Origin of the sequence: Methylobacterium dankookense, assembly GCF_902141855.1 — a bacterium.
Classification (GTDB): Bacteria; Pseudomonadota; Alphaproteobacteria; order Rhizobiales; family Beijerinckiaceae; genus Methylobacterium; species Methylobacterium dankookense.
This window is the reverse complement of sequence record NZ_CABFVH010000006.1, coordinates 1-23,429: the sequence shown is the minus strand read 5'-3', so window position 1 is coordinate 23,429 and position 23,429 is coordinate 1. Positions and strand designations below refer to the sequence as shown.

Genomic DNA, 23,429 nt, shown 5'->3' with positions numbered 1-23,429 from the left:
CATGCGCGGCGCAGCCGACCCGCACCTGACCGAGGAGACCTGCCTCGACGAGGTGATGCGGCTGCGCTTCGGCGACGCGCCCTGCGCCGCCTGCGGCAGCCGCCAGGGCTTCCAGCGGGAGAGCCGCAACCGGGCCTTCTCCTGCCGCTCCTGCGGCCTGAAGGTCTTCCCCTGCCAGGGCACGCCCTTCGCCAAGGGGCGCCCCGCCTTGGTGGAGTGGTTCCTGGCCATCGACCTCGTCGCGCGGGAGAAGGCGGGGGCGCGGGCCCTGCGCGGCCGCCTCGGCCTCGACCGGCGCGCGGCGGCCGAGGTCGAGGCGGGGATCCGGCGGCTCAAGGCCGCGACCGACCCGACGACCGACGCGCGCTGGTTTCCGGAGATCGCGGCCTTCGTCGCCGCCCGCCGCGCGGCCACCCATCTCCGGCCCACGCTCCGGGCCTCGACCGATCGCGAGACCCTGTGGGAATCGCTGCGTGCGAGCGCGGTCTTCGCGCAGGTCGAGCACCGGCCCTTCCTCGGCCTCGCCGCCATCGCCGTGCTGATGCTGGTCGGGGCCGGGATCGGCTGGCTGATCGTGCCGCAGAGCCCCGAGCCCGACGAGGAGGTCGCTCAGGCCACCGCCATCCTCAGCCTCGGCGAGGACAAGCCCGTCATCCTGGTGAGTCCCGATCTCGCGGCGCAGCTCTACGACGTCACCGACGTCGATGCGCAGCCGAACTCCCCGCTCGCCTCCTCCATCCGCATCGCGCCGCGGCCCGGCTCGGGCGACGCCGTGGTGCTCTCCGGCGCGCAGCCCGTGGCGCCGCCCGCGGTGAAGCTCTCGGCCGATGCCGGCAAGTCGCTGGTCGACGGCGATATCGGCGCCGTGCAGGCGCGGGCCGGCAACCGGCCGGAGCTCGCCGCCTACACGGCGCTGGCGCGCGAGCTGGAGGGCAAGGGCCCGCGCAACCCGGACGAGCTTCTCGTCTTCGGGCCCATGCGCATCCGCCGCTACCTCGTGGAGAAGATCGTGCGGGCCTCCCGCGTCACGAGCGTCGACCCGGTCCTGCTGATGGCGATCGCGGACAAGGAATCGAGCTTCAAGACGGAGGCGCAGGCGCAGACCTCGTCGGCCTCGGGCCTGTACCAGTTCATCGAGAAGACCTGGCTCGGCGTGGTGCGCGAGTTCGGCCCCCGCTACGGCCTGGACAAGGAGGCGGCCCTCATCGCGAGCGGCGATGTCGGCGCGCAGCGCGCCCGGATCCTCGACCTGCGCCGCGACCCCTACCTCTCGGCGGTGCTCGCCGCGGAGATGCTGAAGCGCGACAGCCTGCGCATCGCCAAGCGGATCGGCCGCAACCTCACCGGCGGCGAGGTCTACCTCGTCCACTTCCTGGGGCCGGACGGCGCCGAGCGCATGATCGACGAGATCACCCGCAAGCCCGACACGGTGGCGGCCGACCTGCTGCCGAAGCCGGCGGCGGCCAACAAGCCGATCTTCTACGGCACCGGGAGCGATGGCGGCGCGAAGGGCCTCTCGGTGGCCGAGGTCCGCAGCAAGTTCGAGACGATGATCTCGCTCCGCCTCGACCGCTACCGCAGCGTGAAGACGGTGAGCGTGCCGACCGGCCCCGAGACCCAGGTCGCGCCGGGCGCGGCGGGGCGGTGACGGTCTCGTCGCAGACCTTCAACGGAAATCAATCGATCGCTTCGGTTCGCGACGGGGCTCTCCTCCCCCTTGCGGGGAGGAGCCGGAGGTGGGGGTGCTGCAGGAGGCACCGCCACGCCTCATCCTGAACCACCCCCACCCCCTTGCCCCTCCCCGCAAGGGGGAGGGGAGGCCGCGAGCGGCCTGTCCGATCGACCGGAAGCGGCCTCAGCCCGCGGATTCGCCGATCAGCACGGTGGGCAGCCCCACGACGATCACGCCGCCATGGGAGGTCATGTCGCCGATCCGCGCCGCCATCTGGCCGCCGATGAGCACGGTGGGCGAGCCCTGGACGATCACGTCGGGCGGGCCGACGCAGATCGCCATGTCGCCGACCCGCGCCGCGGGCAGCTTCCCGATCAGCACGGTCGGGCAGCAGGGCGCGGTGATCGGGCCGCCGACATGGGGCACCACGCCCGTGACCATGGGGCAGGTGTGCATGTCGGTGATGCGGGCGGCGGGCTTTCCCATGGGGCGACCTGTCGGGTGGGGGGGCGTTCAGAGCTTGCGGGCGGTGACGATGAGGCCCTGGACCGCCTCGCCGCGCTCCATGCGCAGGCCCTCGGAGCCGATCGATTCGATCCGGAACCCGGCCTCCGTCAGCGCGCGCTCCACATAGGCGCGCGCGTGGCTGTAGCGGCCATGCGGGTGCAGCACGAAGTCCGGGCCGTCGCTCTCCTCGACGCTGAACACGAGATGCCCGCCCGGACGGAGCGCGCCGGCCGCGGCCTCGCCGAACGCCTCGAGGGGGCCGAAATAGCAGAGCGTGTCGGCGGAGACGACGACGTCGTAGGCGCCCGGCCGGTCGCGCAGGTACTGGGTCAGCTCGCCCGCCTCGAGGCGGTCGTAGCAGCCGCGCTGGCGCGCCTTGTCGAGCATCCGCTCGGACAGGTCGACGCCGTCCAGTTCGCGGGCATGGGCCCGAAGCGCCGGGCCGCACAGGCCGGTCCCGCAGCCGGCATCCAGCACGGCGAGGTCGCCGCGGGGCGCGTGCACGGCGTCGACCGCGGCGGCGACGAGGGTCGGCGCGCGGTAGTCGAGGCGGGCGAGCTTGTGGTCGAAGCTCGAGGCGAACCCGTCGAACAAGGCGGTGACGTAGCGGTCGCTGGCGCGCGCGGGGACGTTCTCGCCGGAGATCGCCGCGACGAGATGCTGCGCGGAGGGGTTGTCGGGCTCCTCGCGCAGCCAGTCCCGCAGGATCGCCAGCGCCCGGTCGTGCTCGCGCGTCGCGGCATAGGCCGCCACGAGGAAGCGGCGGGTGCCGGCATCGGCCGGCTCCAGCTCCAGCGCCCGCGCGTGGCAGGCGATCGCCTCCTGGATCCGCCCCTGGCTCCCCAGCAGGCGCCCGAGATTGTTCCAGACGTCGCGGTGCTGCGGATCGAGCTCGATCGCCTCCCGGTAGATCGCCTCCGCCTCCTCCGGCCGGCGCAGGACGCGCAGGGCGACACCGAGATTGTTGCGCGCGTCGATCTCGTCGGGCTCGAGCAGGATCGCCGTGTTGTAGGCCTTCACCGCGAGATCGGGCCGGTCGAGCTCGAAGAACACGTTGCCGAGGTTGATGTGCGCGCTCGGATCCTCCGGCTCGATCTCGATGGAGCGGCGGATCAATTGGACCGCCTCGCGCGGCCGGTTCGTCTGGTGGTGGAGCACGCCGTAGAAGTGGAGCGCGACGGCGTGGTCGGGCGCCACCGCGAGGATGCGGCCGTAGAGCGCCTCCGCCACCGGCACGTCGCCCGCCCTGTGGGCCCGCGCGGCGATCTCGAGGGCCTCGTCGAGGCTCAGCGAATCCGCCGACCCGCCGGATTCGGGGCTGCCGCTGGCCGTGTCCATGACAGTCTCCGTCTCGTCGGCGCGAATTGTCTTCCGGCTTTCGGACGGGGTCAATGCAATCGGGGCCGCGAAACACAGACACGGCCGGAGGCGCCTGTGGCTCAAGGCATTGGTCTTGCTGGCTCGAGGCATTGGTCATGCTGTAAGAGCGGCGGGACCATCCATCGGCCGAACGCATCCCGCCGCCGACGCGGCGGCCGCCGTCCATGAGGGCGACACGTGACATTGAGCAGAAGCCGGAGGCGTCCGCCCGCGCGCGCCGCGCGGTCCGCCGAGCGCGGCTCGGGCCCCCTGCCCTGGATCCTGCTCGCGCTCTGCGCGGTCTGGGCGGTGCCGGCCACCTATCTCGCCGTCACGCAATACGGCGCGGTGGTGCGGCTGACCGACGAGGCCGCGATCCGGCAGGCGGAGCACGAGGGCAAGATCCGCGCGCTGACCCGCCGGCTCGTCGGCGTGGCGAGCCACCAGATGCTGGAGCAGGACGGCCTCGCCGAGCGGCTCGCCGACATCATCGTGCGCCAGGTCGACCTGGAGAACCGCGAGGCCGCCCTCGCCGCCACGCTGGAGCGGGCGCTCGCGAGCGGCGTCGCGCCCCAGCCCGAGCCGCCCGGCCGGGTCGAGGAGCCGGCCCGGCAGCCGCCGGCCCGGAAGGGCGCGGCCGTGGAGCGCAGCTTCGCGGGCAAGCCGCTGCGCGAGCAGTTCGAGCAGATCGAGACCCGGCTCGGCCGGACGGAGGGGCGGCAGTTCCGCCTGGCGGAGCGCTTCACCGTCTTCGCCCGCGAGCGGATCGAGCGGGTGCGGGCGGTCCTGGCCGATCTGCACCTCGCGCTCACCCCGGGGCCGGCGGCGGCCCCGCCCGGTCCGGCCCCGCGCGACGCCTTCGGGCGCGCGCTCGCCGCCGCCGACGCGTCGCTGGCCGAGGCCGGGCGCTGGCGCAGCCTCGGCGACACGATCCCGGTGCGCTCGCCCATCGAGGGCGATTCCAGCACCTCCAGCAATTTCGGGCTGCGCAAGGACCCGTTCACGGGCGAGCGCCGGATGCATGCCGGCATGGATTTCCGCAGCCCGGTCGGCACCCTCGTCCGCACCGCCGGCAACGGGCGCGTCGTCACGGCCTCCCAGAGCGGCGGCTACGGCAACCTCGTCGAGGTCGATCACGGCCACGACCTCGTCACGCGCTACGCCCATCTCTCCAGCATCGGCGTGAGCGTCGGCCAGGCCGTGCCCGCGGGGACGGTGGTCGGCGCGGTCGGCTCGACCGGGCGCTCGACCGGCCCCCACCTGCATTACGAGACGCGCCTCTCCGGCAGCGCGGTCGATCCGGGCCGCTTCCTCGCGGCCGGCGCGAAGCTCCTCGGGGCGCCTGCCCGCACGGAGGCGCCGCCGGATCCGGACGCTGTGGAATCCGCGGATTAGAGCATTTTCCGCGGAAGTGGTTGCCGGTTCCGCGAAAGAAAATGCGGCTCAATCAATGTGATAGACCATTTTCCGCGATCCAAGGATCATGGAAAATGGTCTCAAGCGGCGTCTGCGAAGTGGATCCTGCTCGAAGCCGGGACCGCTTCGAATCGAGCGACCTCAAGCGGAATATTGGTCTCGCCGTTCAGGAGCTCGGCCGCGATTGATGTCGCGATGAGCAGCCGAGCGGGGCCGTGCCGGCCGACCGCGCGTGCGGAGCATCACATCTCCGTTATATCGGCCCCGCTTGCCTAGCGCTTCTGCATGCAATCCGAACTACGTGGCCGTACCGTCCTTTGCATGACGCGCGCGCTTCCGGCGCCCGCGACCGAGAACAGCGCCAGCGGGGAACAGACATGTCCCATTCCGATCCGAGCCGTCCGGAAAGTGTCCGCGAGACGGACGCGTCCGGGAGTGGCGGGCAAGCACCCGTCGAGCTTCCGCCGGCCGCGCAGCGCACCCTGGACGAGCTCGCGGCGGCGCTCGGCGTCACGACGGCCCTGCTCGGCGGACGCACGGGCACGGCGGACCTCGGGAGCGAGGATCCGGCGACCCTGCTCGAAGCCTCCGCGCTGCTGCAGGCCTTCGTCCAGATCGACGATGCGCAGGCCCGCAAGCGCTGCCTCGCCTTCGTCCAGCGCGCCGCCGACGAGGTGACGGGCGCGTGATCCAAGACCGCCTTTGCCAAGACCGCCTTCGCAAAGTCTTCACGCTACCGGCCGAAAGCCTGACAGGGGCATAGGCCGCGATCGCGCAAAGGGCGTACAGGATACCACCGGATTCGCCGTAGGCCGCCGGAAACCATGCGGCGGCGCCGAGCCGCCAGGGACGTGAGCCATGGGCTACGCCGATCCGGATCTCCCCAAGGGTGACGACAGCGCGCGGCGGGCGGAGGCGGGGATTCCCCCCTCGGTGCCGCTCCCGGAGGCCGCAATGCGGTCGCTCGACGCGGTCGCCGCGGCCCTGAACGTGACGACGGCGCTCCTGGCCAGCGGCCTCGGCGCGCCGCGCCCCGCGGGGACCGGGCCGGTCGCCCTGCTGGAGGCGGCCACCCTGCTCCAGGCCTTCATCCGGATCGACGACCCCGCCATCCGCAGCCGCTGCCTGGCCTTCGTGAAGGCGGAGGTCGGGGCGGTCCGCGCCTAGGATCAGGCACCGGCCGGCGGCGCAGCTTCGCGAACCGAACGCGGCGCACCCCCGCTCCCGTCCGGGAGCAGGGGCCGCGTCGTTCGCGAGGCTCCGGGACTACCGCTCCCGCCAGGCCTTCGCGACCTGATCGGTGAGGGGCTTCGTGAGGTAGCTGAGCACCGAGCGCTCGCCGAGCTGGAGGAAGGCCTCCACCGGCATGCCCGGCACCAGGCGCAGGCCCCCCAAGCGCTCCTTCTGCGTCTCCGGCACCTGGATGCGCGCGGTGTAGTAGGTCGCCCCCGTCTTCGGGTCCTGGCTGACATCGGCCGAGATGCGCGAGACCTGTCCGTCGATCTCCGGCGTCGTGCGCTGGTTGAAGGCGGAGAAGCGCAGCATCGCCCGCTGCTCGACGCGGACGCTGTCGATGTCCTGCGGCCGGATCTTCACCTCGACGGCGAGCTGGTCGGCGCTCGGCACGATCAGCATCGCCGGCTCGCTCGGGATGACGAGGCCGCCGATCGTGTGCACGGTGAGCTGGTGCACCGTCCCGTCCTGCGGCGCGCGCAGGTCGACGCGCTTGAGCTGGTCCTCGGCGGCGACGCGCTTCTCCACCAGTTCCGACCACTTGGCGCGGATCTCGGCGAGATCCTTGCCGACCTCGGTGCGCATGTCTCCGTCGATCTGCAGGATCTGGAGCTGCGTCTCGGTGATCTTGCCCCGCGCGGACGCGATCGAGGCGGTGAGCTGGCCGCGCTCGCCTTCCAGGCGGGCCGCGTCGCGCTCCAGCGCGGTCACCCGCGCGTAGGGCACGAGGTTCTTGCCGTAGAGCTCGCGCACGCCCGTCAGCTCGGTGCCGATCAGCGCGATCTCGCGCCCCTTGGCGGCGACCTGCTCGGTCAGGCCCATGATCTCCTGCCGGAGCTGCGCCACGCGCTCGCGCAGCTGCGCCTTCTGGCCCTCGCGCCCGCTCACGCGGGCGGCGAAGAGCCGCCGCTCGCCGGCCAGCACGTCGGCCACCGTGCGGTCGCTGCCGGCGCGCGCCAGGAGCGCGCCGGGGAAGGCGATCGCCGCCGCCCCGTCCCGCTCGGCCTCGTTGCGCGCCTGGCGCGCCGCGAGCTCGTCGAGGGCCTTGAGCACGATGTCGAGGCCGGCCCGGGTCTGGGTCTCGTCGAGGCGGATCAGGATGTCGCCGGCCCGCACCCGCGAGCCCTCGTGCACCCGCAATTCGCCGACCACGCCACCGCTCGGGTGCTGCACCTTCTTGACCTCGGACTCGACCACGAGCTGGCCCGGGGCGATCACCGCGCCGGAGATCTGGGTCAGCGTGGCCCAGCCGCCGAGGCCGACCACCAGCACCGCGGAGAGGCCGAGGGCCACCGCGAGATGCCGCCGGATCGCGGCGTGGGCGCGCGGGCGCGGCAGGGTGGGGGCGACCGGCGCGGCGCGGGGGGCCCCGAGCGGGATCGGGGCGGGCCCGGACGGGTTGAGGCTCACGGCCATCAGGCGCTCTCCTGCAGGGGGGCCGCCGGGACGGGCGGCGCGTCGAGTCTCGCGTCGGCTCTCGCATCGTCGCCCGTATCGGGCGTCGGGACCGGCGCCGGGGCCGGGCGCAGCACCCGCCGGAAGACCTCGTCCTTCGGCCCGAAGGCCTGGGCGCGGCCCTCGGCCATCATCAGGACGAGGTCGACCGCCGCCAGCGCGCTCGGGCGGTGGGCCACCACCACGCAGATGCCGCCGCGGCGGCGCACCCCGAGGATCGCCTGGGTCAGGGCGGCCTCGCCCTCGTTGTCGAGATTGGCGTTCGGCTCGTCGAGGACCACGAGGAACGGATCGCGGTAGAGGGCGCGGGCGAGGCCGACCCGCTGGCGCTGCCCGGCCGAGAGCCCGGCCCCGCCCTCGCCGATGCGGGTGTCGTAGCCCTCGGACAGACGCAGGATCAGCGCGTGCGCGCCCGCGGCCCGCGCCGCCGCGATCACCAGCTCGGGGTCGGGCTTGGGCTCGAAGCGGCAGATGTTGTCGGCGATCGTGCCGGCGAACAGCTCGACCTCCTGCGGCAGGTAGCCGAGATGGCGCCCGAGATCGGCGCTCGACCATTGGTCGAGGGCGGCGCCGTCGAGGCGGACCTTGCCGCGGCCCGGCGGCCAGACGCCGACGAGCGCGCGCACCAGCGAGGACTTGCCCGAGGCGGAGGGACCGATCACGCCGAGCCCCTGGCCGGCCTTCAGCCCGAGCGAGAGATCCTGGACGACCACGCGCAGGGTGCCGGGCGGGGCGATGCTGACGCCCTCGACGGTGAGCTCGCGCGACGGCGGCGGCAGGGCATGCGGCTGCCCGGCGGCCGGGATGCGGGCGAGCAGCTCCGCGAGCCGGGCCCAGGCCTGGCGCGCCTGGACGAAACCCTTCCAGTTGGCGATGGCGAGCTCGGCCGGCGCCAGCGCCCGCGAGACCAGGATCGAGGAGGCGATGATCACCCCCGCGCTCGCCTCGTCGTGGATCACCAGCCAGGCGCCGAGCGCGAGCACGCCCGATTGCAGGGCCAAGCGGAAGACCTTGGACAGGGCGCCGATGCCCCCCGCCACGTCCGCCACCCGCGCCTGCGCGTCCATGTATTCGCGGTTCGCCCCGGCCCAGCGCGCCGCGAGGCGGTCCTGCATGCCGAGGGCGGCCAGTACCTCGGCGTTGCGCCGCCCGGCCTCGGCGAGGCCGTTGCGGCGCAGGCCGTGCCCGGTGGCGGCCCTGGCGGGCTCGCGTGTGACGCGGTCGGTGAGCCAGGTGAGCAGCGCCAGCACCGTGGCGCCGCCGAGCGCCATGGCCCCGATCAGCGGATGGAACAGGACGCAGATGGCGAGATAGACCGGGAGCCAGGGCAGGTCGAACAGGGCGGAGGGGCCGCCGCCCGCGAGGAAGGCGCGCACCTGATCGAGGTCGCGCAGGGGCAGGAGGCCGTCGGCCGGGGGCGCCCCCTTGAGGGGCGCGCGCACCACGAGATCGAAGACGCGGCCCGAGAGGGCCTCGTCGAGGCTCGCCCCGATCCGGGCGAGGACCCGCGAGCGCAGCATCTCGAGGGCGCCCTGGAAGACATAGAGAACGAGGGCCAGCCCCATCAGCCCGACGAGGGTCGGGACCGACCGGCTCGGGATGACCCGGTCGTAGACCTCGAGCATGAAGAACGAGCCTGTCAGGTAGAGCAAATTGATGAGCCCGCTCGTCAGGCCTGTTCCGAGGAAGGCTGTCCGGCACGGCGCCAGCGCCGTCACGAGTTCGGCACGTCCCTGGTTCGCGATCACGCTACACACTCGCTGCAAGGGAGGGGCACGGCACCGCGGCGACAGTCGCCGCGGCTGCGATGCGGAGGGGAGGAAGCGGCCGGGCGCGGCCGGGAGGCGCGCGCCCGGCCCGGTCGTCAGGCTCAGACCGTCGCGCGGCCGTCCTGGAGGCTGTGCTGCAGGTAGTAGGTCAGCGGGTCGATGCCGGCCTGGGCCGCGTCGGGATGGCCTTCGAGGAAGGTGTTGGTGTCGAACGCCGCGCTCGGGTTGCGGCCCTGGAGCCAGCCGACCTCCTGGTAGTGGAGGAGCGGGTTGGCGCCCGATGCGGCCACGTCCGGATTGTGCTGGAGGTAGTAGGCCGTATCGAACAGCGCGTTCGGGTTGCGCAGCTCGTTCGCCCCGTAGGTCAGGTAGTGCTGGAGGGCGAAGGTGCCGGGGTTCTCACCGCCGGGCACGGCTGCCGCCACGTCCGGGTTCTGCGCGAGATAGAAGGCCGGATCGAAGGCGCCGATGTCTGGGTTCGGCCCGCGGGCGTCGCCCTCGTAGATCGTGCGTCCCTCGGCCTGGCCGTATTGCAGGTAGTGCGCGAGGGCGTTGACGCCCGCGGCCGCCACGTCCGGGTTCTCGTGCAGGTAGGTGACGGCGGTGAAGTCCGGCCCGGGGCTGCGGCCCTCCCGCTCGCCGTTCTGCACGTAGTGGTCGAGCGGGTTGATCCCGGCGGCCGCCACGTCCTGGTACTCCGCCAGATAGGCCTTGGTGTCGAAATAGGCGTTCGGGTTGCGGCCCTCCTTCCAGCCGAAGATCGCGAAATGGACATCGGCATCGACATGCGCCGTCCAGACGTCGTGGTTGTTGGCGTAGTAGAAGATGTCGTTGACGAGCGGATTGTCGTCCCTGTTCTGCACCTCGCCGTCGGTGAAGCGCAGGGTGTCGATGCCGCTGATGTCCCGGACGACGCCGTCGGGGCCGATCAGCACCAGGGACTCGCCCGCGAGCTCGACCCGCGCGTCGACGAGCGCGAAGTCGAAGGCGGCGCTCGCCTGCGGGGCGTGCCCGTCGATGCGGATGTCGAGCGCGGCCTGCGCGCTCTGCCCCGCATCGGTCTCGGCCGTGTAGGTGAAGTGCTCGATGGCGCTCGCCCCGTTCAGGAGGCTGTTCGAGCCGATGGCCTGGTAGCTGTAGCTGCCGTCGGCCGCGACCGTCAGCGTGCCGTGCTGCGCCACGACGTGGACGCTGCCCTCGCCCGGGACCGCGACCGTGAGGCCGTCGGCGAACCGGATCTCCGTCACGTGCAGGCCGCTGCCCGCGTCGTTGGCCAGCAGGTTGCCGCTGACCGCGGGCGCGTGCGCCACCGCCTGGTTGGCGTCCGCCGTCAGGGCCGGGGGCGTGCCGCCTCCGCCCGGGCCGCCGGGGCCCGTATCGACCACCACGGAAACCTGCGCCGTCGCGCTGCCGCGGTTTCCGGCCGGGTCCACCGTCCCGATGGTGAAGGTGTAGCTCCCGTCCGCCAGGGTCGGCACGTCGATGGACCAGTGGCCGTCGGAGCCCGTGGTCCCGGTGAGGACGGCGGGGCCCTGCGGGGTGCCGTAGGCGACCTCCACCGTGCTGCCGGGCTCCGCCGTGCCCGCGAGCGTCGGGGTGGAATCGCTCACGGTGCCGGTCCCGTCGTCGCCCACCACGCCCGTGAAGACGGGGGGCGCCGGAGGCGTGGTGTCGATCACGATCCGGAGCGGCTCGGAGGGCGTCGAGACGGTGCCGTCGGGGGCGGTGGCGGTCGCCACGAGGCTGTAGCTGCCGTCGGCGAGCGCCGGCGCGGTCAGGCTCCAATGGCCCTGCGCGTCGATGGCGGCGGTGAGCGGCTGCGATCCGGGCAGGCCGTCCGAGGTGACCTGCACGGTGCCGCCGGGGATCCCCGTCCCGGAGAGGGTCGGGGTGTTGTCGTTGGTGATGCCGTCCCCGACGACGCCCGAATCGGTGTCGAAGTTCGTGATCCGGGGCGGCTCGAGCCCCGGGGCGCCCCCGACCGGCCGCGAGGCCGGCGCGAGGGTGGCGGCGTTGCCGGCCGCGTCGGCGATGTCCGAGCCCGCCGCGAGGGCGAGCGTCAGGCTGCCGCTGCCGGTGACGCCCGCCACCGTGACCGTGTAGGCGCCCCCTGAGCCGGTGACGGCGGTGATGGTGCCGCTGGCGCCGTTCGTGCCGGTGAGCACGAAGTCCTCGACGCCGACCTGCGTCACCGCCTCGGGGAAGCTCACCGCATAGGTGAAGCTCGTCGCCCCCGCGCCGCCGCTGGTATCGGCGACCGCGGTGCCGGCCGGCGCCAGGGTGTCGAGGCTCAGGGTCGGCCCCGCGACATTGGCGGGATTGCCGGCGGCGTCGGTGACGGCGAGGCTCGTCGTCACCGGGCCGTCGAGCCCGCGCAGGTCGGCCGTGTAGGTGCCGTCGGCGTCGACCGCCACGCTGACCACGTGGGTGCCGTCGCTGAACAGGGCCGTGCCGGTGGCGCCGGCACCGAACCCGGCCACGGTGAAGGCCGTGGCTGCCGCCTCGGCGGCGTTGAGGATCCCGTCCGCCGTCGTCGCGACGGTGAAGCTGACGGGCGCCGCGGAGTCGACCACGACGTTGACCGGGGCGGAGGGCGCGCTGGCATTGCCGGCGGCGTCGGTGAGCTGCACGGCGAGGTCGTGCGAGCCTTCCGCCAGCGGGTTGGTCGGGCTGACGCTGAAGCTGCCGTCCGCCCCGACCGTGGCGCTGCCCACGGGGGTGGTGCCGTCGAGGAGCGTCACGGTGGTGCCGGGCTCGCCGGTGCCGGTGATGGCGGGCGTCGTGTCGGTTGTCGTCCCGCCGCCGCCGGTCACCACCGGGGTGACGGGCGCGGTGGTGTCGACGACGACGCCGACCGGGGCCGAGGGCGCTCCGACATTGCCGGCCGGATCCGTGAGCTGCACGGCGAGGTCGTGCTGACCTTCCGTCAGCGGATTGGACGGGCTGACGGTGAAGTTTCCGTCCGCCCCGACCGTGGCGCTGCCCACGGGGGTGGTGCCGTCGAGCAGCGTCACCGTCGCGCCGGGCTCTCCGGTTCCGGTGATGGCCGGCGTGGTGTCCGCGGTCGGACCGGCGCCGCCCGTGATCACCGGAGTGACGGGAAGCGTGGTGTCCATGATGACGCCGACCGGGGTCGACGGGGCGCTGGCATTGCCGGCCGCGTCTGTGAGCTGGACCGCGAGGTCGTGCTGGCCTTCCGTCAGCGGGTTGGTCGGGCTGATCGTGAAGGTCCCGTCCGCGCCGACCGTGGTGCTGCCGATCGGATTGGTGCCGTCGAGGAGCGTCACGGTGGCACCGGGCTCGCCGGTGCCGGTGATCGCGGGCGTCGTGTCCGCGGTCGGGCCGGCGCCGCCGGTCACCACCGGGATGGCGGGAGCCGCGGTGTCGATCGTCACCTGGACGGGTGCCGAGGGCGCGCTCACCTGGCCGGCCGCGTCGGTGGCCGTCGCGGTGAGGTTGTAGTTGCCGTCGCCGAGCGGCGTCGTTGGGGTGAAGCTGAAGGCGCCGTTGGCGTCGGCGACCGTCGTGCCGAGCACGGTGCCGCCATCGCTGATCGTGACGGTGCTGCCGGCCTCGGCCGTGCCGGTCAGCGTCGGCGTGGTGTCGTTGGTCGGGCCGAGCGGCGCCAGCACCGGCGCGGCCGGAAGCCCCGTGTCGATGACGACGGCGACCGGCACGGAGGGTGCGCTGGCATTGCCGGCGGCGTCGGTGAGCTGGACCGTGAGGTCGTGCGCGCCTTCCGTGAGCGGGTTGGTCGGGCTGACCGTGAAGGTCCCGTCCGCGCCGACCGTGGCGCTGCCGACCGGGTTGGTGCCGTCGAGCAGCGTCACGGTGGTGCCGGGCTCGCCGGTGCCGGTGATGGCGGGCGTCGTGTCCGCCGTCGTGCCGCCGCCGCCGGTCACCACCGGAACGAAGGGGGCCGCCGTGTCGACGACGAGCTCGACCGGGCCGGAGGCGGCGCTGACGTTCCCCGCCGTGTCGGTGGCCGTCGCGGTGAGGCTGTAGCTGCCGTCGCCGAGCGGCGTGGCCGGGGTGAAGGCGAAGGCGCCGCTGGCATCGGCGACCGTGGTGCCGACGACCGTGCCGCCGTCGCTGATGATGACCGTGCTGCCCGCCTCGGCAGTGCCGGTCAGGGTCGGGGTGCTGTCGTTGGTCGGGCCGAGCGGCGCGAGCACCGGCGCGGCCGGGGCAGTGGTGTCGATGACGACGCCGACCGGGGCGGAGGGCGTGCCGACATTGCCGGCCGCGTCCGTGAGCTGCACGGCGAGGTCGTGCGAGCCTTCCGTGAGCGGGTTGGTCGGGCTGACGCTGAAGGTCCCGTCCGCCCCGACCGTGGCACTGCCCACGGGGGTCGTGCCGTCGAGAAGCGTCACGGTGGTGCCGGGCTCACCCGTTCCGGTGATGGCGGGCGTCGTATCGGCGGTCGGGCCGGCCCCGCCCGTCACCACCGGGGTGACGGGTGCGGTGGTGTCGACCGTGATCTCGACCGGGGCCGAGGGGGCGCTCACTTGGCCGGCGGCGTCCGTGGCGGTGACGGTGAGCTGATGGCTGCCGTCGCCCAGCGGCGCGGTCGGGGTGAAGCTGAAGGCACCGTTGGCGTCGGCGATCGTGGTGCCGAGCACGGTGCCGCCATCGCTGACGGTGACCGTGCTGCCGGCCTCGGCCCTGCCGGTGAAGGTCGGCGTGGTGTCGTTGGTCGGGCCGAGCGGCGCGAGCACCGGCGCGTCCGGGGCGGTGGTGTCGATGACGACGCCGACCGGGGCCGAGGGCGCGCTGGCATTGCCGGCGGCGTCGGTGAGCTGGACCGTGAGGTCGTGCGAGCCGTCCGCCAGCGGGTTGGTCGGGCTGACCGTGAAGCTGCCGTCCGTTCCGACCGTGGCGGTGCCCACCGGATTGGCGCCCTCGAAGAGCGTCACCGTCGCGCCGGGCTCGCCGGTTCCGGTGATGGCCGGCGTGGTATCCGCGGTCGCGCCGCCGCCGCCCGTGACCACCGGGGCGACCGGTGCGGTGGTGTCGACGACCACGGCGACCGGGGTCGAGGCCGCGCTGGCATTGCCGGCGGCGTCCGTGAGCTGGACGGCGAGGTTGTGCTGGCCTTCCGTCAGCGGGTTGGTCGGGCTGACGGTGAAGGTCCCGTCCGCACCGACCGTGGCCGTGCCCACCGGATTGGTGCCGTCGATGAGCGTCACGGTGGTGCCGGCCTCGCCGGTGCCGGTGATGGCGGGCGTGGTATCGGCGGGCGGGGCGGCCCCGCCCGTCACCACCGGGATGGCGGGGGGCGCCGTGTCGATCGTCACCGCGACCGGGGCCGAGGGCGCGCTGACATTCCCCGCGGTGTCGGTGGCCGTCGCGGTGAGGTTGTAGCTGCCGTCGCCGAGCGGCGTCGTCGGAGTGAAGCTGAAGGCGCCGTTGGCATCGGCGACCGCGGTGCCGAGCACGGTGCCGCCATCGCTGATCGTCACCGTGCTGCCCGCCTCGGCGGTGCCGGTGAGGGTCGGGGTGGTGTCGTTGGTGGGCGCGAGCGGAGCGAGGACGGGCGCGCCCGGCGCGCCGGCATCGATCGTCAGGGTGATGCCGGCCGAGACCGGGCTGACATTGCCGACCGCGTCCGTGGCGGTCGCAGTGATCAGGTTCGCGCCGTCGGCGAGCGCCGTGCCCGGCGTGAAGGTCCAGTTGCCCGCCCCGTCCGCCTGGACGGTGCCGATGGCGGTCCCGTCATCCAGGATCGTGACGATGGCGCCGGCCTCGGCGGTGCCGGTGAGGGTCGGCGTGGTGTCGTCGGTGGTGCCGGCCGGCGTGGTGATCACCGGGGCGCCGGGCGCCGTGGTGTCCACCAGCACGGTGACGGCGGCGGAGGCCGCCGAGCCGTTGCCGGCCGCATCGTGGGCGATGGCCGTGAGCGTCGCGCTGCCCTCCGGCAGGGGCACGCCCGGCGTCAGGCTGAAGCTGCCGTCGGCGGCCGCCGTCACCGTGCCGAGGGCCGTGGCGCCGTTGTAGAGCGTGACGGTGGCGCCGGCCTCCGCCGTGCCGGTGATGGTCGGGGTGGCGGAGGCGATCGCGCCGGGCAGGCCGGCGAGGACGGGAGCCGCCGGCGGGGCGGTGTCGATCGCCAGCGTGACCGGGGCGGAGGTGGCCGAGAGGTTGCCGGCGTCGTCGCGCGCCGTCGCCGTCAGGTTGATCGTCCCGTCGGGAAGGGCGGTCGCCGGGGTGAGCGTGTAGGTGCCGTCGGCGCCGGCCACGACGGTGCCGAGCACGGTCGTGCCGTCGAGGATCGTGACGGTGCTGCCGGCTTCCGCCGTGCCGGTGATGGTCGGCGTCGCGTCGCTCGTCACCGCCGGGAGCCCGGCGATGGTCGGCGCGCCCGGGGCGGCCGTGTCGACCGTGAGCGCGACGCCGCCGGAGACGGGCGAGAGGTTGCCGGCCACGTCCTGCGCCTGGGCGGTCAGGGTCGCGGTGCCGTCGGCGAGCGGGGCCGTCGGCGTGAAGGTGAAGGCGCCGGTGCTGTCGGCGACGGCGGTCCCGAGGACGGCGCCGCCGCTGCGGATCGTGACGGTGCTGCCGGCTTCCGCCGTGCCGGTGATGGTCGGCGTCGCGTCGTTGGTGGGGCTCGGGAAGCCCGTCAGCGCGGGCGTGGGCGGCGGGATGGTGTCGACGAGGACGGTGAGGGGCGCCGCCGGGGAGGGCGTGCCGCCTGGGCCGGTGGCCATCACGGTGAGCGCGTTGCTGCCCTCGGCGAGCGGGGTGGTGAGCTCGATCGAGAAGGTGCCGTCCGCGGCCACCGCGCCGCTGCCGACCAGGACGCCGCCATTGAAGATCGCGATCGCGTCGCCCGCCAGCGCCGTGCCGGAGATGACCGGCGTGGTGTCGTTGGTCGGCGGGACGTAGTCGACGCCGGGCGCGCCGGGCACGCTGGTATCGACGGTGAGCGCCACGGCGGCCGAGGCCGGCGAGAGGTTGCCGGCGGCGTCGCGCGCGGTCGCCGTCAGCAGGAGGTTGCCGTCCGGCAGCGGCGCGGCCGGGGTGATCGCGAAGCTGCCGTCCGTGCCCGCCACCGCGGTGCCGAGCACCGTGGTGCCGTTGAGGAGGGTGACGACCGCACCCGCCTCGGCGGTGCCGGTGATGGTCGGCGTGCTGTCGGCGGTGATCCCGGGGGGCGCCAGCGCCGGCGCGGCGGGCGCGGCGGTGTCGATGGTGAGCGGGATTGCCGCCGAGGCGCCGGAGACGTTGCCGGCCGCGTCCGTGGCGGTAGCGGTGAGGCTCGTGGTGCCGTCCGGCAGGGCGAAGGTCGGCGTGAAGGCGAAGCTGCCGTCGGCGCCCGCCACCGCGGTGCCGAGCACGGCGCCGCCGTTGAGGATGGTCACCGTGGCGCCGGCCTCGGCCGTGCCGGTGAGGGTCGGCGTCGCGTCGTTCGTCGGCCCGAGCGCGGCGAGGGTCGGCAGGCCGGGCGCGACCGTGTCGATGCCGAGGGCGACGGAGGCCGAGGGGGCGGAGACGTTGCCCGCCGCATCCGCCGCGGTGGCGGTGAGATTGGCGGTGCCCTCCGCCAGGGGCGTCGTCGGCGTGAAGGTGAAGCGGCCGTCCGGCGCGGCGATGGTGGTGCCGAGCACCGCAGTCCCGTTCAGGATGGTCACCGTGGCGCCGGCTTCCGCCGTGCCGGTCAGGGTCGGCGTCGTGTCGTTCGTCGTGCCCGGCGGATCGAGGACGGGGGCGCCCGGCGCGGCCGTGTCGACGGTGAGCGGCAGCGCCGCCGAGACCGGCGAGGTGTTGCCCGCGGCGTCCTGGGCGGTGGCAGTGAGGCTCGCGGTGCCGTCGGCGAGCGCCGCGGTCGGCGTGAACGAGAAGGTGCCGTCCGCGGCCGCCACCGTGGTGCCGAGCACCGCGGTGCCGTTGAGGATCGTCACCGTGGCTCCGGCCTCTGCCGTGCCGGTCAGGGTCGGGGTCGCGTCGTTCGTCGGCCCGAGGGGAGTGAGAACCGGGGCGGCCGGCGCCACGGTGTCGATGGTGAGCGGCACCGCCGCCGAGGCGCCGGAGAGGTTGCCGGCGGCGTCCCGGGCGGTGGCGGTGAGGCTTGCCGCGCCGTCGGCCAGCGCCGCGGTCGGCGTGAACGAGAAGGTGCCGTCGCCAGCGGCGATGGTCGTGCCGAGGATCGCGGTGCCGTTGAGGATGGTCACCGTGCTGCCGGCCTCCGCCGTGCCGGTGATGGTCGGCGTCGCATCGTTCGTCGGCCCGAGCGCCGCGATGACCGGCGCGGCGGGCGCGGCGGTGTCGATGGTGAGCGGAACCGCCGCCGAGGTGCCGGAGAGGTTGCCGGCCGCGTCCCGGGCGGTCGCCGTCAGGCTGAGGGTGCCGTCGGCGAGCGCGGTGGCGGGCGTGAAGGAGAAGCTGCCGTCGGCTGCCGCGACCGTGGTGCCGAGCACCGCGGCACCGTTGAGGATGGTCACCGTGCTGCCGGCCTCGGCCGTGCCGGTGATGGTGGGCGTCGCATCGTTCGTCGGCCCGAGCGCCGCGATGGCCGGCAGGCCGGGCGCGACCGTGTCGATGCTGAGCATCGTGGCCACGGAGGCGGCGGAGACGTTGCCGGCCGCGTCCCGGGCGGTGGCGGTGAGGCTCGCCATGCCGTCGGCGAGCGCGCTCGCCGGCGTGAACGAGAAGGTGCCGTCGGCCGCCGCGACCGTGGTGCCGAGCACGGCGGTGCCGTTGAGGATGGTGACCGTGGCTCCGGCCTCGGCGGTGCCGGTGATCGTGGGCGTCGCGTCGTTCGTCGCGCCGATCGGGTTGATGGCCGGCGCGGCGGGGGCCGTGAGGTCGAGGGTCACGCCGAGCGCCGCCGAGGCGGGCGAGGTGTTGCCGAGCGCGTCGCGCGCGGTCGCGGTCAGGCTGTAGCTGCCCTGGCTCAGGGGCGTCGCCGGGGTGAAGGAGAAGGTGCCGTCGGCCGCCGCGACCGCGGTGCCGAGCACCGTGGCACCGTTGAGGATGGTCACCGTGCTGCCGGCCTCGGCCGTGCCGGTGACGGTCGGGGTCGAGTCGTTCGTCAGGCCGCCGCCGGCGGTGAAGACCGGCGCGCCCGGCGCGGTGGTGTCGATGGTCAGCGCCACCGGGGACGAGGCCGTGCCGACATTGCCGGCGGGGTCGCGCGCCACCGCGGTGAAGTTGTAGCTGCCGTCCGCGAGCGCGGTGACCGGCGTGAAGCTGTAGCTGCCGTTGGCGCCCGCGGTCGCGGTGCCGAGGGCGGTGCCGCCGCTGTAGATCGTCACCGTGCTGCCGGCCTCGGCCGTGCCGGTGAGCGTCGGCGTGTTGTCGGCGGTGGCGGCGACGCCCGCGCTCAGCGTCGGGGCGGCGGGCGCGGTCAGGTCGATCACCGTCGCGGTCGCGGTGGAGCGCGCGCTGACATTGCCGGCGGGGTCGGTCGCCGTCGCCGAGAGGCTGTAGCTGCCCTGGCCCAGGGGCGTCGTCGGCGTGACGCTGTAGCTGCCGTTGGCCGCCGCCACCGTGGTGCCGAGCACGGCGGTGCCGTTGTAGAGCGTCACCGTGCTGCCGGCCTCGGCCGTTCCCGTGATGGTCGGGGTCGGGAGGTTGGTCAGGGCCGGGGCCGCGACGGTCGGGATGCCGGGGGCGGTGGCGTCGATCGTCACGCCGAGCGCCGTCGAGACGGTGCTGACATTGCCGAGCGCGTCGCGCGCGGTCGCGGTCAGGCCGTAGCTGCCCTCGCTCAGGGCGGTGGCGGGGGTGAAGCTGAAGCTGCCATTGGCCGCGGCCACCGTCGTGCCGAGCACGGTAGCGCCGTTGTAGATCGTCACCGTGCTGCCGGCCTCGGCGGTGCCGGTGAGCGTCGGCGTGGTGTCGTTGATGAGGCCGCCGCCGGCGGTGAAGACCGGCGCGGTCGGCGCCGTCGCGTCGATCAGCAGGCCGATGGCGGCAGAGGGGGCGCTGACATTGCCGCTCGCATCCGCCGCCCGGGCGGTGAAGCTGTAGGTCCCGTCGGGAAGCGGCGTCGTCGGCGTGAAGGAGAAGCGGCCGTCCGCGCCCGCGGTCGCCGTGCCGAGGGCGGTGGCGCCGTTATAGACCGTCACCGTGCTGCCGATCTCGGCCGTGCCGGTGAGCGTCGGCGTGGTGTCGGCGGTGGCGGCGACCCCTGCGCTCAGCGTCGGCACGAGCGGGGCGGTGGTGTCGGTGGTCACGACGTCGTCGATCGCGAAGCCGACGCCGATGTTCACGTCGAGCAGGTCGCGGGAGAAGACCCGCACCTCGGTGATGTTCTGCCACTGGCTGCCGGTGAAGGTGACCGGCTGGTCGCCGATGCCGATCAGGTTGCCGGCGACCTGCGTGGCGACCTGGACGCCGTTCCGGTAGCCGACGAAGACGGTGCTGCCGAGGACGGAGATGTCCCGGTCGATCACCAGGCTGTTCAGCGTGAAGGCGGTGCCGGAGGCCTGCGAGATCGAGAGGTAGCCGGTGGTCGAGTTCAGCCCGAGCACGGCGTCGCCGAGGAGCTCGCGCTGGACGGCGAGCGTGCCGGTCGAGGCACCCGCATTCGTCCGCAGCGCATAGACGTATCCGCCGATCGTCAGCGGGTTGCCCGAGGCGCCAACGGAACCGTCAAATGTCTGCGTGGCCATCTGCGAATACCTGTCCAGATTCGATGGCTCCGATCGCGGAGCGGCGACAGTCGTTAACCGGCCATTCAGCACAAACATTCGGCCGAATAGTCAGCGACTTCGCTAGAGAAGCTGGAGCAGCCCCTGCTGTATCGACAGTCGTCTTGCTGGAAAGGACCTTTCCACGACATGGATGACGCATGCGCGTTCCGGCTGCGCATGCAGGGTGCGTGGAGCGGGCGCGTGGAGCGGGCGCACGGAACCGGCCCGCTCCGGTCGTCCGGAGGGGCGGCTCGGGATCGGGATGGGGAGGGGGCTGCGGCGTCGAGGGCGGGCGCTCAGCCCGCCGCGCTCCGGCTCGCGGCGGGGTCGGCGGTGCGGCGGCCCTCGGCGAAGGCCGTTCCCAGGCGCTGCACGAGGAAGTCGATGAAGCCCCGCACCTTCGCGGGCACGAGGCGCGAGGTGGTGACCACGAAGACCTCGGTCGGCGGGAGGGACCAGCCGTCGAGGATCCGCTCCAGCCGGCCTGCCTCGAGGTCGAGCCCGGCATCGCTCAGGCTGAGCGCCGCGATCCCGCGGCCCGCGAGGGCGAGGTGCCGGACGAGGCTCAGGCTGCTGCAGGACAGGCGGCCGCTCACCTCCGCGGTGTGGGTTTGCGTGCCGCGGCTGAGCGGCCAGGCCGCGCTCGCGCCCGTCAGCAGGACCTCGTGCCCGCCGAGGTCCCTCGGATGCTCGGGCCGGCCCCGGGCGCGCAGGTAGTCCGGCGCCGCGAACAGGCCGTTCTCGAGCGCGCCGACCTTGCGCACGATGAGCGAGGCCTCGCGCGGGACCTCCGTGCAGATGGCGAGGTCGTAGCTCTCCTGGATCAGGTCGACCGGGCCGGAGCGGAGGTCGAGATGGACATGGACCTGCGCGTGCTGGCGCGCGAAGTCGGACGCGATGCCGGAGAGATGCTGCGTGACCCAGAAGTCGGTCGGCACGGCGACGGTCAGATGGCCGCTCGGCCCTTTCGCCTGGGCGACCAGGTCCTCGAAGCTGCGCTGCGCCTCCTCGACCACCCGGGTCGCCTGCACGAGATAAGCCTCGCCATAGGCGGTCAGAGCGAGCTTGCGCGTGGTGCGATCGAGCAGCCGCACGCCGATCGTGGCTTCGAACTGGGTGATCCGGCGCGACAGCGAGGAGATCGGCATGTCAAGGGCGTCCGCGGCCCGGCTGAAGCTCTTGCGCTTCGCCACTTCGACGAAGAGAGCCAGGTCACGCAGGACTTGCGGATGCGACATCGACCTGCGGCTCTCTGCGGATCAGCTCGGGCGGGTTCCCCTTGAGGGATCTACAACCAGAGGTAGCAAAGATACTGCGGACATCAACCTTCTCGATCCGGCAAGATGTCGCCGGATTAGAGCGTTGGTAAAATTTTACTTAACCTGCGATGAGCTTCGTCTATGCCGTCGTATCAACTCCGAATACTGGCTTATTCGCACCCTGACGGGTGCGTCGTTGCGCGGGCCGGTTCAGTCTTCCTGCACCCTGATGGACGCGCCACGCGCCGACATCAATCCCGGCCGCTGCGCATCGCACCGGATCTTTGGTTCTTCCAGAGGTTCTGTCCGGCGGAGCGGCACGATCGTCTCGATCGCGCCGCTCCGGAGGTCTCCTGTTCAGATGAAATGGATGTGCCGGTCCGACGAATGCACGGGGCTCTGGCCCCGCCTCGGACCGGCGTCGCGGTCGTAGGCGGGGCCGACATGCCCGGCGCTGCGGGTCTCGTCGAACATCACCACCTCCACCGCCCGCTTCCCGCGCCAGACGACGGAGCAGGGCCGCGGGGTGAAATCCGGAGCGACGGCGAGGCTGAACCCGCTCGGCAGGTCGCGCGCGAGATTGGTCGTGACGAGCGCCAGGCCACCGCTCAGATACGACACCCTGCACTCATACAATCTTGGCCAATTGCGCAGGACGATCCGCGCATCACGCTGCGCATCCGACGGATTGTCATTTGCAGTCATCTGCATATGCTCCTCCAAGCCCGTTTTTATGAATGGCTAGACTTTGCCGGGCCGCTTTCAGGAACCTTCCCGGCGTCCGTAAAAAGCCGCGCATCTCGGGCAAATGATTTTTCGCCTGGTGGCGGGAACGCCGCGGCCTCGAGGCTGCTTGGGGGCCGGGCGCCATCGGTTTTCGGGTGCGCAGGCCTGGAGCCGTTCTCCCGGAGCATGGTGATGCCGAGCGTGACCATGGCGAGGCGATTGGCGGCCCGCTTCTCGTGAGCCGAGTGGCGATACGGCTCGAGCCGGCTGACCACGCGCTCGACCGCGTGACCTTTGCCTGAGGGCTGCGCGAGGATCCCTTCGAGCCCAATCTCTTCCGCATGCCCGTTGCGCGGTCGATGCCGTTCGGCTAATCACAGGGCGGCTCAGCACCCGTAGCTCAGCTGGATAGAGCGTTGCCCTCCGAAGGCGGAGGACCCAGCTCTCCAGAGCACTTCGTAGCCTCAATTATATCAATAGGTTGGCCTGTTTGCCGCAGCGCGATGGTGTGCGCCTACGTTTTCGCGGCGCATAGGGGCCGCAACGGAGTTGCTGACAGCTGCTGCAGGCTCGCATCTGAGGATGCTAAAGCCCCCAAACTACTGATGCCGGTGGTTCTCCTCCGCCGGCTCGGCAATCCCACGAACTTGCCGGAAGCCCAGGCGAAGGGTGCTGAGGCGAACAAGGCTCGAGCTGACCGCGAAGTCCGGGAGCTCATGCCCCTCGTCCAGCAGCTGCGCCAGGCGGGCAAGGAGAAAGCGCACGAGATCGCCGAGGGCCTCAACGCGATGGGCCGTCAGACGTCCCGTGGCGAGTCCTGGAAGCCCACCAACATCCGGCGGCTATCCAAGCAGGTCGACGAACTGGAAGCCGCACAGAGGGCCGCGGAGGAGGCCAAGCGCTACGAGGGCAACCCGAGCTGGGGCGCCTTCAGCTAGACCTGACACGCGTAGCGATTTCGAGCTTTCGCGACATCGATCCCGAAAGTCGAAGTCTCAGGGCTCCCGACAGACCTCGAGGGCCTTGAGCCCTGGGTCCGGCGGCTTCCGAAACACGTCCTTGGATGTGGCGAAATCGCGGTATCGCCACGCCAGCGGGTGCGGGGCCCACTCGGCTCCCTACTGCGTCGAAGCACGCCGACGCCGCCAGCGGCCGAATTTCGCGATTTGACGCTATGCCTAAATCGCGACGCGCGGCGGCTCAGTCGAGAATGACGAACGTGCTGCCGTAGGTCGAGCAGCCGCCGTTGTGCCAGCACTTCGGCAGGGCGTCGCTGCCGTCGCGGTTCACGATGTAGGGTCGTGTCCCTTGGCGTGGTGTAGCTCGTTGAGAGCCATCGCGATCACCGGCTTGGGCCGGGAGGATCAGGCTGCCAGGGTGGGCAGGCTGACGAGGG

At 72.9% G+C, this 23,429-nt stretch carries 13 protein-coding genes and 1 pseudogene; 5 read left to right on the top strand and 9 right to left on the bottom strand.

Going from position 1 to position 23,429, the window contains the following annotated elements:
• Window position 1: 1 nt before the first annotated feature.
• Window positions 2-1,648: a transglycosylase SLT domain-containing protein gene (locus MTDSW087_RS31400; protein ID WP_425324719.1), complete on the top strand. Its 1,647-nt coding sequence runs from the start codon at window positions 2-4 to the stop codon at window positions 1,646-1,648.
• A 207-nt stretch (window positions 1,649-1,855) separates the two neighbouring features.
• On the opposite strand, the gene MTDSW087_RS07050 is transcribed toward MTDSW087_RS31400, so the two are convergent.
• Window positions 1,856-2,158, bottom strand: coding sequence for a PAAR domain-containing protein (locus tag MTDSW087_RS07050; protein WP_144762141.1), 303 nt, complete (start codon window positions 2,156-2,158; stop codon window positions 1,856-1,858).
• Window positions 2,159-2,185: 27 nt separating this feature from the next.
• A complete protein-coding gene (locus MTDSW087_RS07045) occupies window positions 2,186-3,517 on the bottom strand; it encodes a tetratricopeptide repeat protein (RefSeq protein ID WP_186383762.1) in 1,332 nt (443 codons plus the stop codon).
• Between the two features lie 219 nt (window positions 3,518-3,736).
• Here MTDSW087_RS07045 and MTDSW087_RS07040 point away from each other — a divergent pair, with 219 nt between their 5' ends.
• From MTDSW087_RS07040 to MTDSW087_RS07030, 3 genes are all read left to right on the top strand, one after another.
• A complete protein-coding gene (locus MTDSW087_RS07040) occupies window positions 3,737-4,933 on the top strand; it encodes a M23 family metallopeptidase (RefSeq protein ID WP_144762135.1) in 1,197 nt (398 codons plus the stop codon).
• 398 nt (window positions 4,934-5,331) lie between these two features.
• Window positions 5,332-5,643, top strand: coding sequence for a hypothetical protein (locus MTDSW087_RS07035; protein WP_144762132.1), 312 nt, complete (start codon window positions 5,332-5,334; stop codon window positions 5,641-5,643).
• A 169-nt stretch (window positions 5,644-5,812) separates the two neighbouring features.
• On the top strand, window positions 5,813-6,121 hold the full coding sequence (locus MTDSW087_RS07030; protein ID WP_144762129.1) for a hypothetical protein: 309 nt from the start codon (window positions 5,813-5,815) through the stop codon (window positions 6,119-6,121).
• Window positions 6,122-6,220: 99 nt separating this feature from the next.
• On the opposite strand, the gene MTDSW087_RS07025 is transcribed toward MTDSW087_RS07030, so the two are convergent.
• The 6 genes and pseudogenes from MTDSW087_RS07025 to MTDSW087_RS30740 all read right to left on the bottom strand — a co-directional run.
• On the bottom strand, window positions 6,221-7,603 hold the full coding sequence (locus MTDSW087_RS07025; protein ID WP_144762126.1) for an HlyD family type I secretion periplasmic adaptor subunit: 1,383 nt from the start codon (window positions 7,601-7,603) through the stop codon (window positions 6,221-6,223).
• Complete coding sequence (locus MTDSW087_RS07020) at window positions 7,603-9,390, bottom strand: type I secretion system permease/ATPase (protein ID WP_144762123.1); 1,788 nt, start codon at window positions 9,388-9,390, stop codon at window positions 7,603-7,605. Before MTDSW087_RS07020 ends, MTDSW087_RS07025 begins: the two co-directional genes overlap by 1 nt.
• 122 nt (window positions 9,391-9,512) lie before the next feature.
• A complete protein-coding gene (locus MTDSW087_RS07015) occupies window positions 9,513-20,027 on the bottom strand; it encodes an Ig-like domain-containing protein (RefSeq protein ID WP_186383761.1) in 10,515 nt (3,504 codons plus the stop codon).
• A gap of 317 nt (window positions 20,028-20,344) precedes the next feature.
• A complete protein-coding gene (locus MTDSW087_RS07010; RefSeq protein WP_144762116.1) occupies window positions 20,345-21,286 on the bottom strand; it encodes a LysR family transcriptional regulator in 942 nt (313 codons plus the stop codon).
• Window positions 21,287-21,664: 378 nt separating this feature from the next.
• Window positions 21,665-22,012: a hypothetical protein gene (locus MTDSW087_RS07005; RefSeq protein ID WP_144762113.1), complete on the bottom strand. Its 348-nt coding sequence runs from the start codon at window positions 22,010-22,012 to the stop codon at window positions 21,665-21,667.
• Window positions 22,013-22,215: 203 nt separating this feature from the next.
• A pseudogene (locus tag MTDSW087_RS30740) lies at window positions 22,216-22,345 on the bottom strand (IS5-like element ISMra2 family transposase); the annotation flags it as partial.
• Window positions 22,346-22,749: 404 nt separating this feature from the next.
• Here MTDSW087_RS30740 and MTDSW087_RS07000 point away from each other — a divergent pair.
• On the top strand, window positions 22,750-22,971 hold the full coding sequence (locus tag MTDSW087_RS07000) for a hypothetical protein (RefSeq protein WP_144762110.1): 222 nt from the start codon (window positions 22,750-22,752) through the stop codon (window positions 22,969-22,971).
• A gap of 262 nt (window positions 22,972-23,233) precedes the next feature.
• Here the strand turns inward: MTDSW087_RS07000 and MTDSW087_RS30560 are convergent.
• The coding region (locus tag MTDSW087_RS30560) for a hypothetical protein (RefSeq protein WP_210248273.1) at window positions 23,234-23,429 on the bottom strand (196 nt) is incomplete at its 5' end.

What these genes read in the sequence shown, in the direction of transcription:
- MTDSW087_RS07050 (WP_144762141.1), bottom strand. Translation starts at nt 2,158, where the DNA reads ATGGGAAAGCCCGCCGCCCGCATCACCGACATGCACACCTGCCCCATG.
- MTDSW087_RS07025 (WP_144762126.1), bottom strand. Translation starts at nt 7,603, where the DNA reads ATGGCCGTGAGCCTCAACCCGTCCGGGCCCGCCCCGATCCCGCTCGGG.
- MTDSW087_RS07000 (WP_144762110.1), top strand. Translation starts at nt 22,750, where the DNA reads ATGCCCCTCGTCCAGCAGCTGCGCCAGGCGGGCAAGGAGAAAGCGCAC.
- MTDSW087_RS31400 (WP_425324719.1), top strand. Translation starts at nt 2, where the DNA reads ATGCGCGGCGCAGCCGACCCGCACCTGACCGAGGAGACCTGCCTCGAC.
- MTDSW087_RS07015 (WP_186383761.1), bottom strand. Translation starts at nt 20,027, where the DNA reads ATGGCCACGCAGACATTTGACGGTTCCGTTGGCGCCTCGGGCAACCCG.
- MTDSW087_RS07045 (WP_186383762.1), bottom strand. Translation starts at nt 3,517, where the DNA reads ATGGACACGGCCAGCGGCAGCCCCGAATCCGGCGGGTCGGCGGATTCG.
- MTDSW087_RS07005 (WP_144762113.1), bottom strand. Translation starts at nt 22,012, where the DNA reads ATGACTGCAAATGACAATCCGTCGGATGCGCAGCGTGATGCGCGGATC.
- MTDSW087_RS07010 (WP_144762116.1), bottom strand. Translation starts at nt 21,286, where the DNA reads ATGTCGCATCCGCAAGTCCTGCGTGACCTGGCTCTCTTCGTCGAAGTG.
- MTDSW087_RS07035 (WP_144762132.1), top strand. Translation starts at nt 5,332, where the DNA reads ATGTCCCATTCCGATCCGAGCCGTCCGGAAAGTGTCCGCGAGACGGAC.
- MTDSW087_RS07030 (WP_144762129.1), top strand. Translation starts at nt 5,813, where the DNA reads ATGGGCTACGCCGATCCGGATCTCCCCAAGGGTGACGACAGCGCGCGG.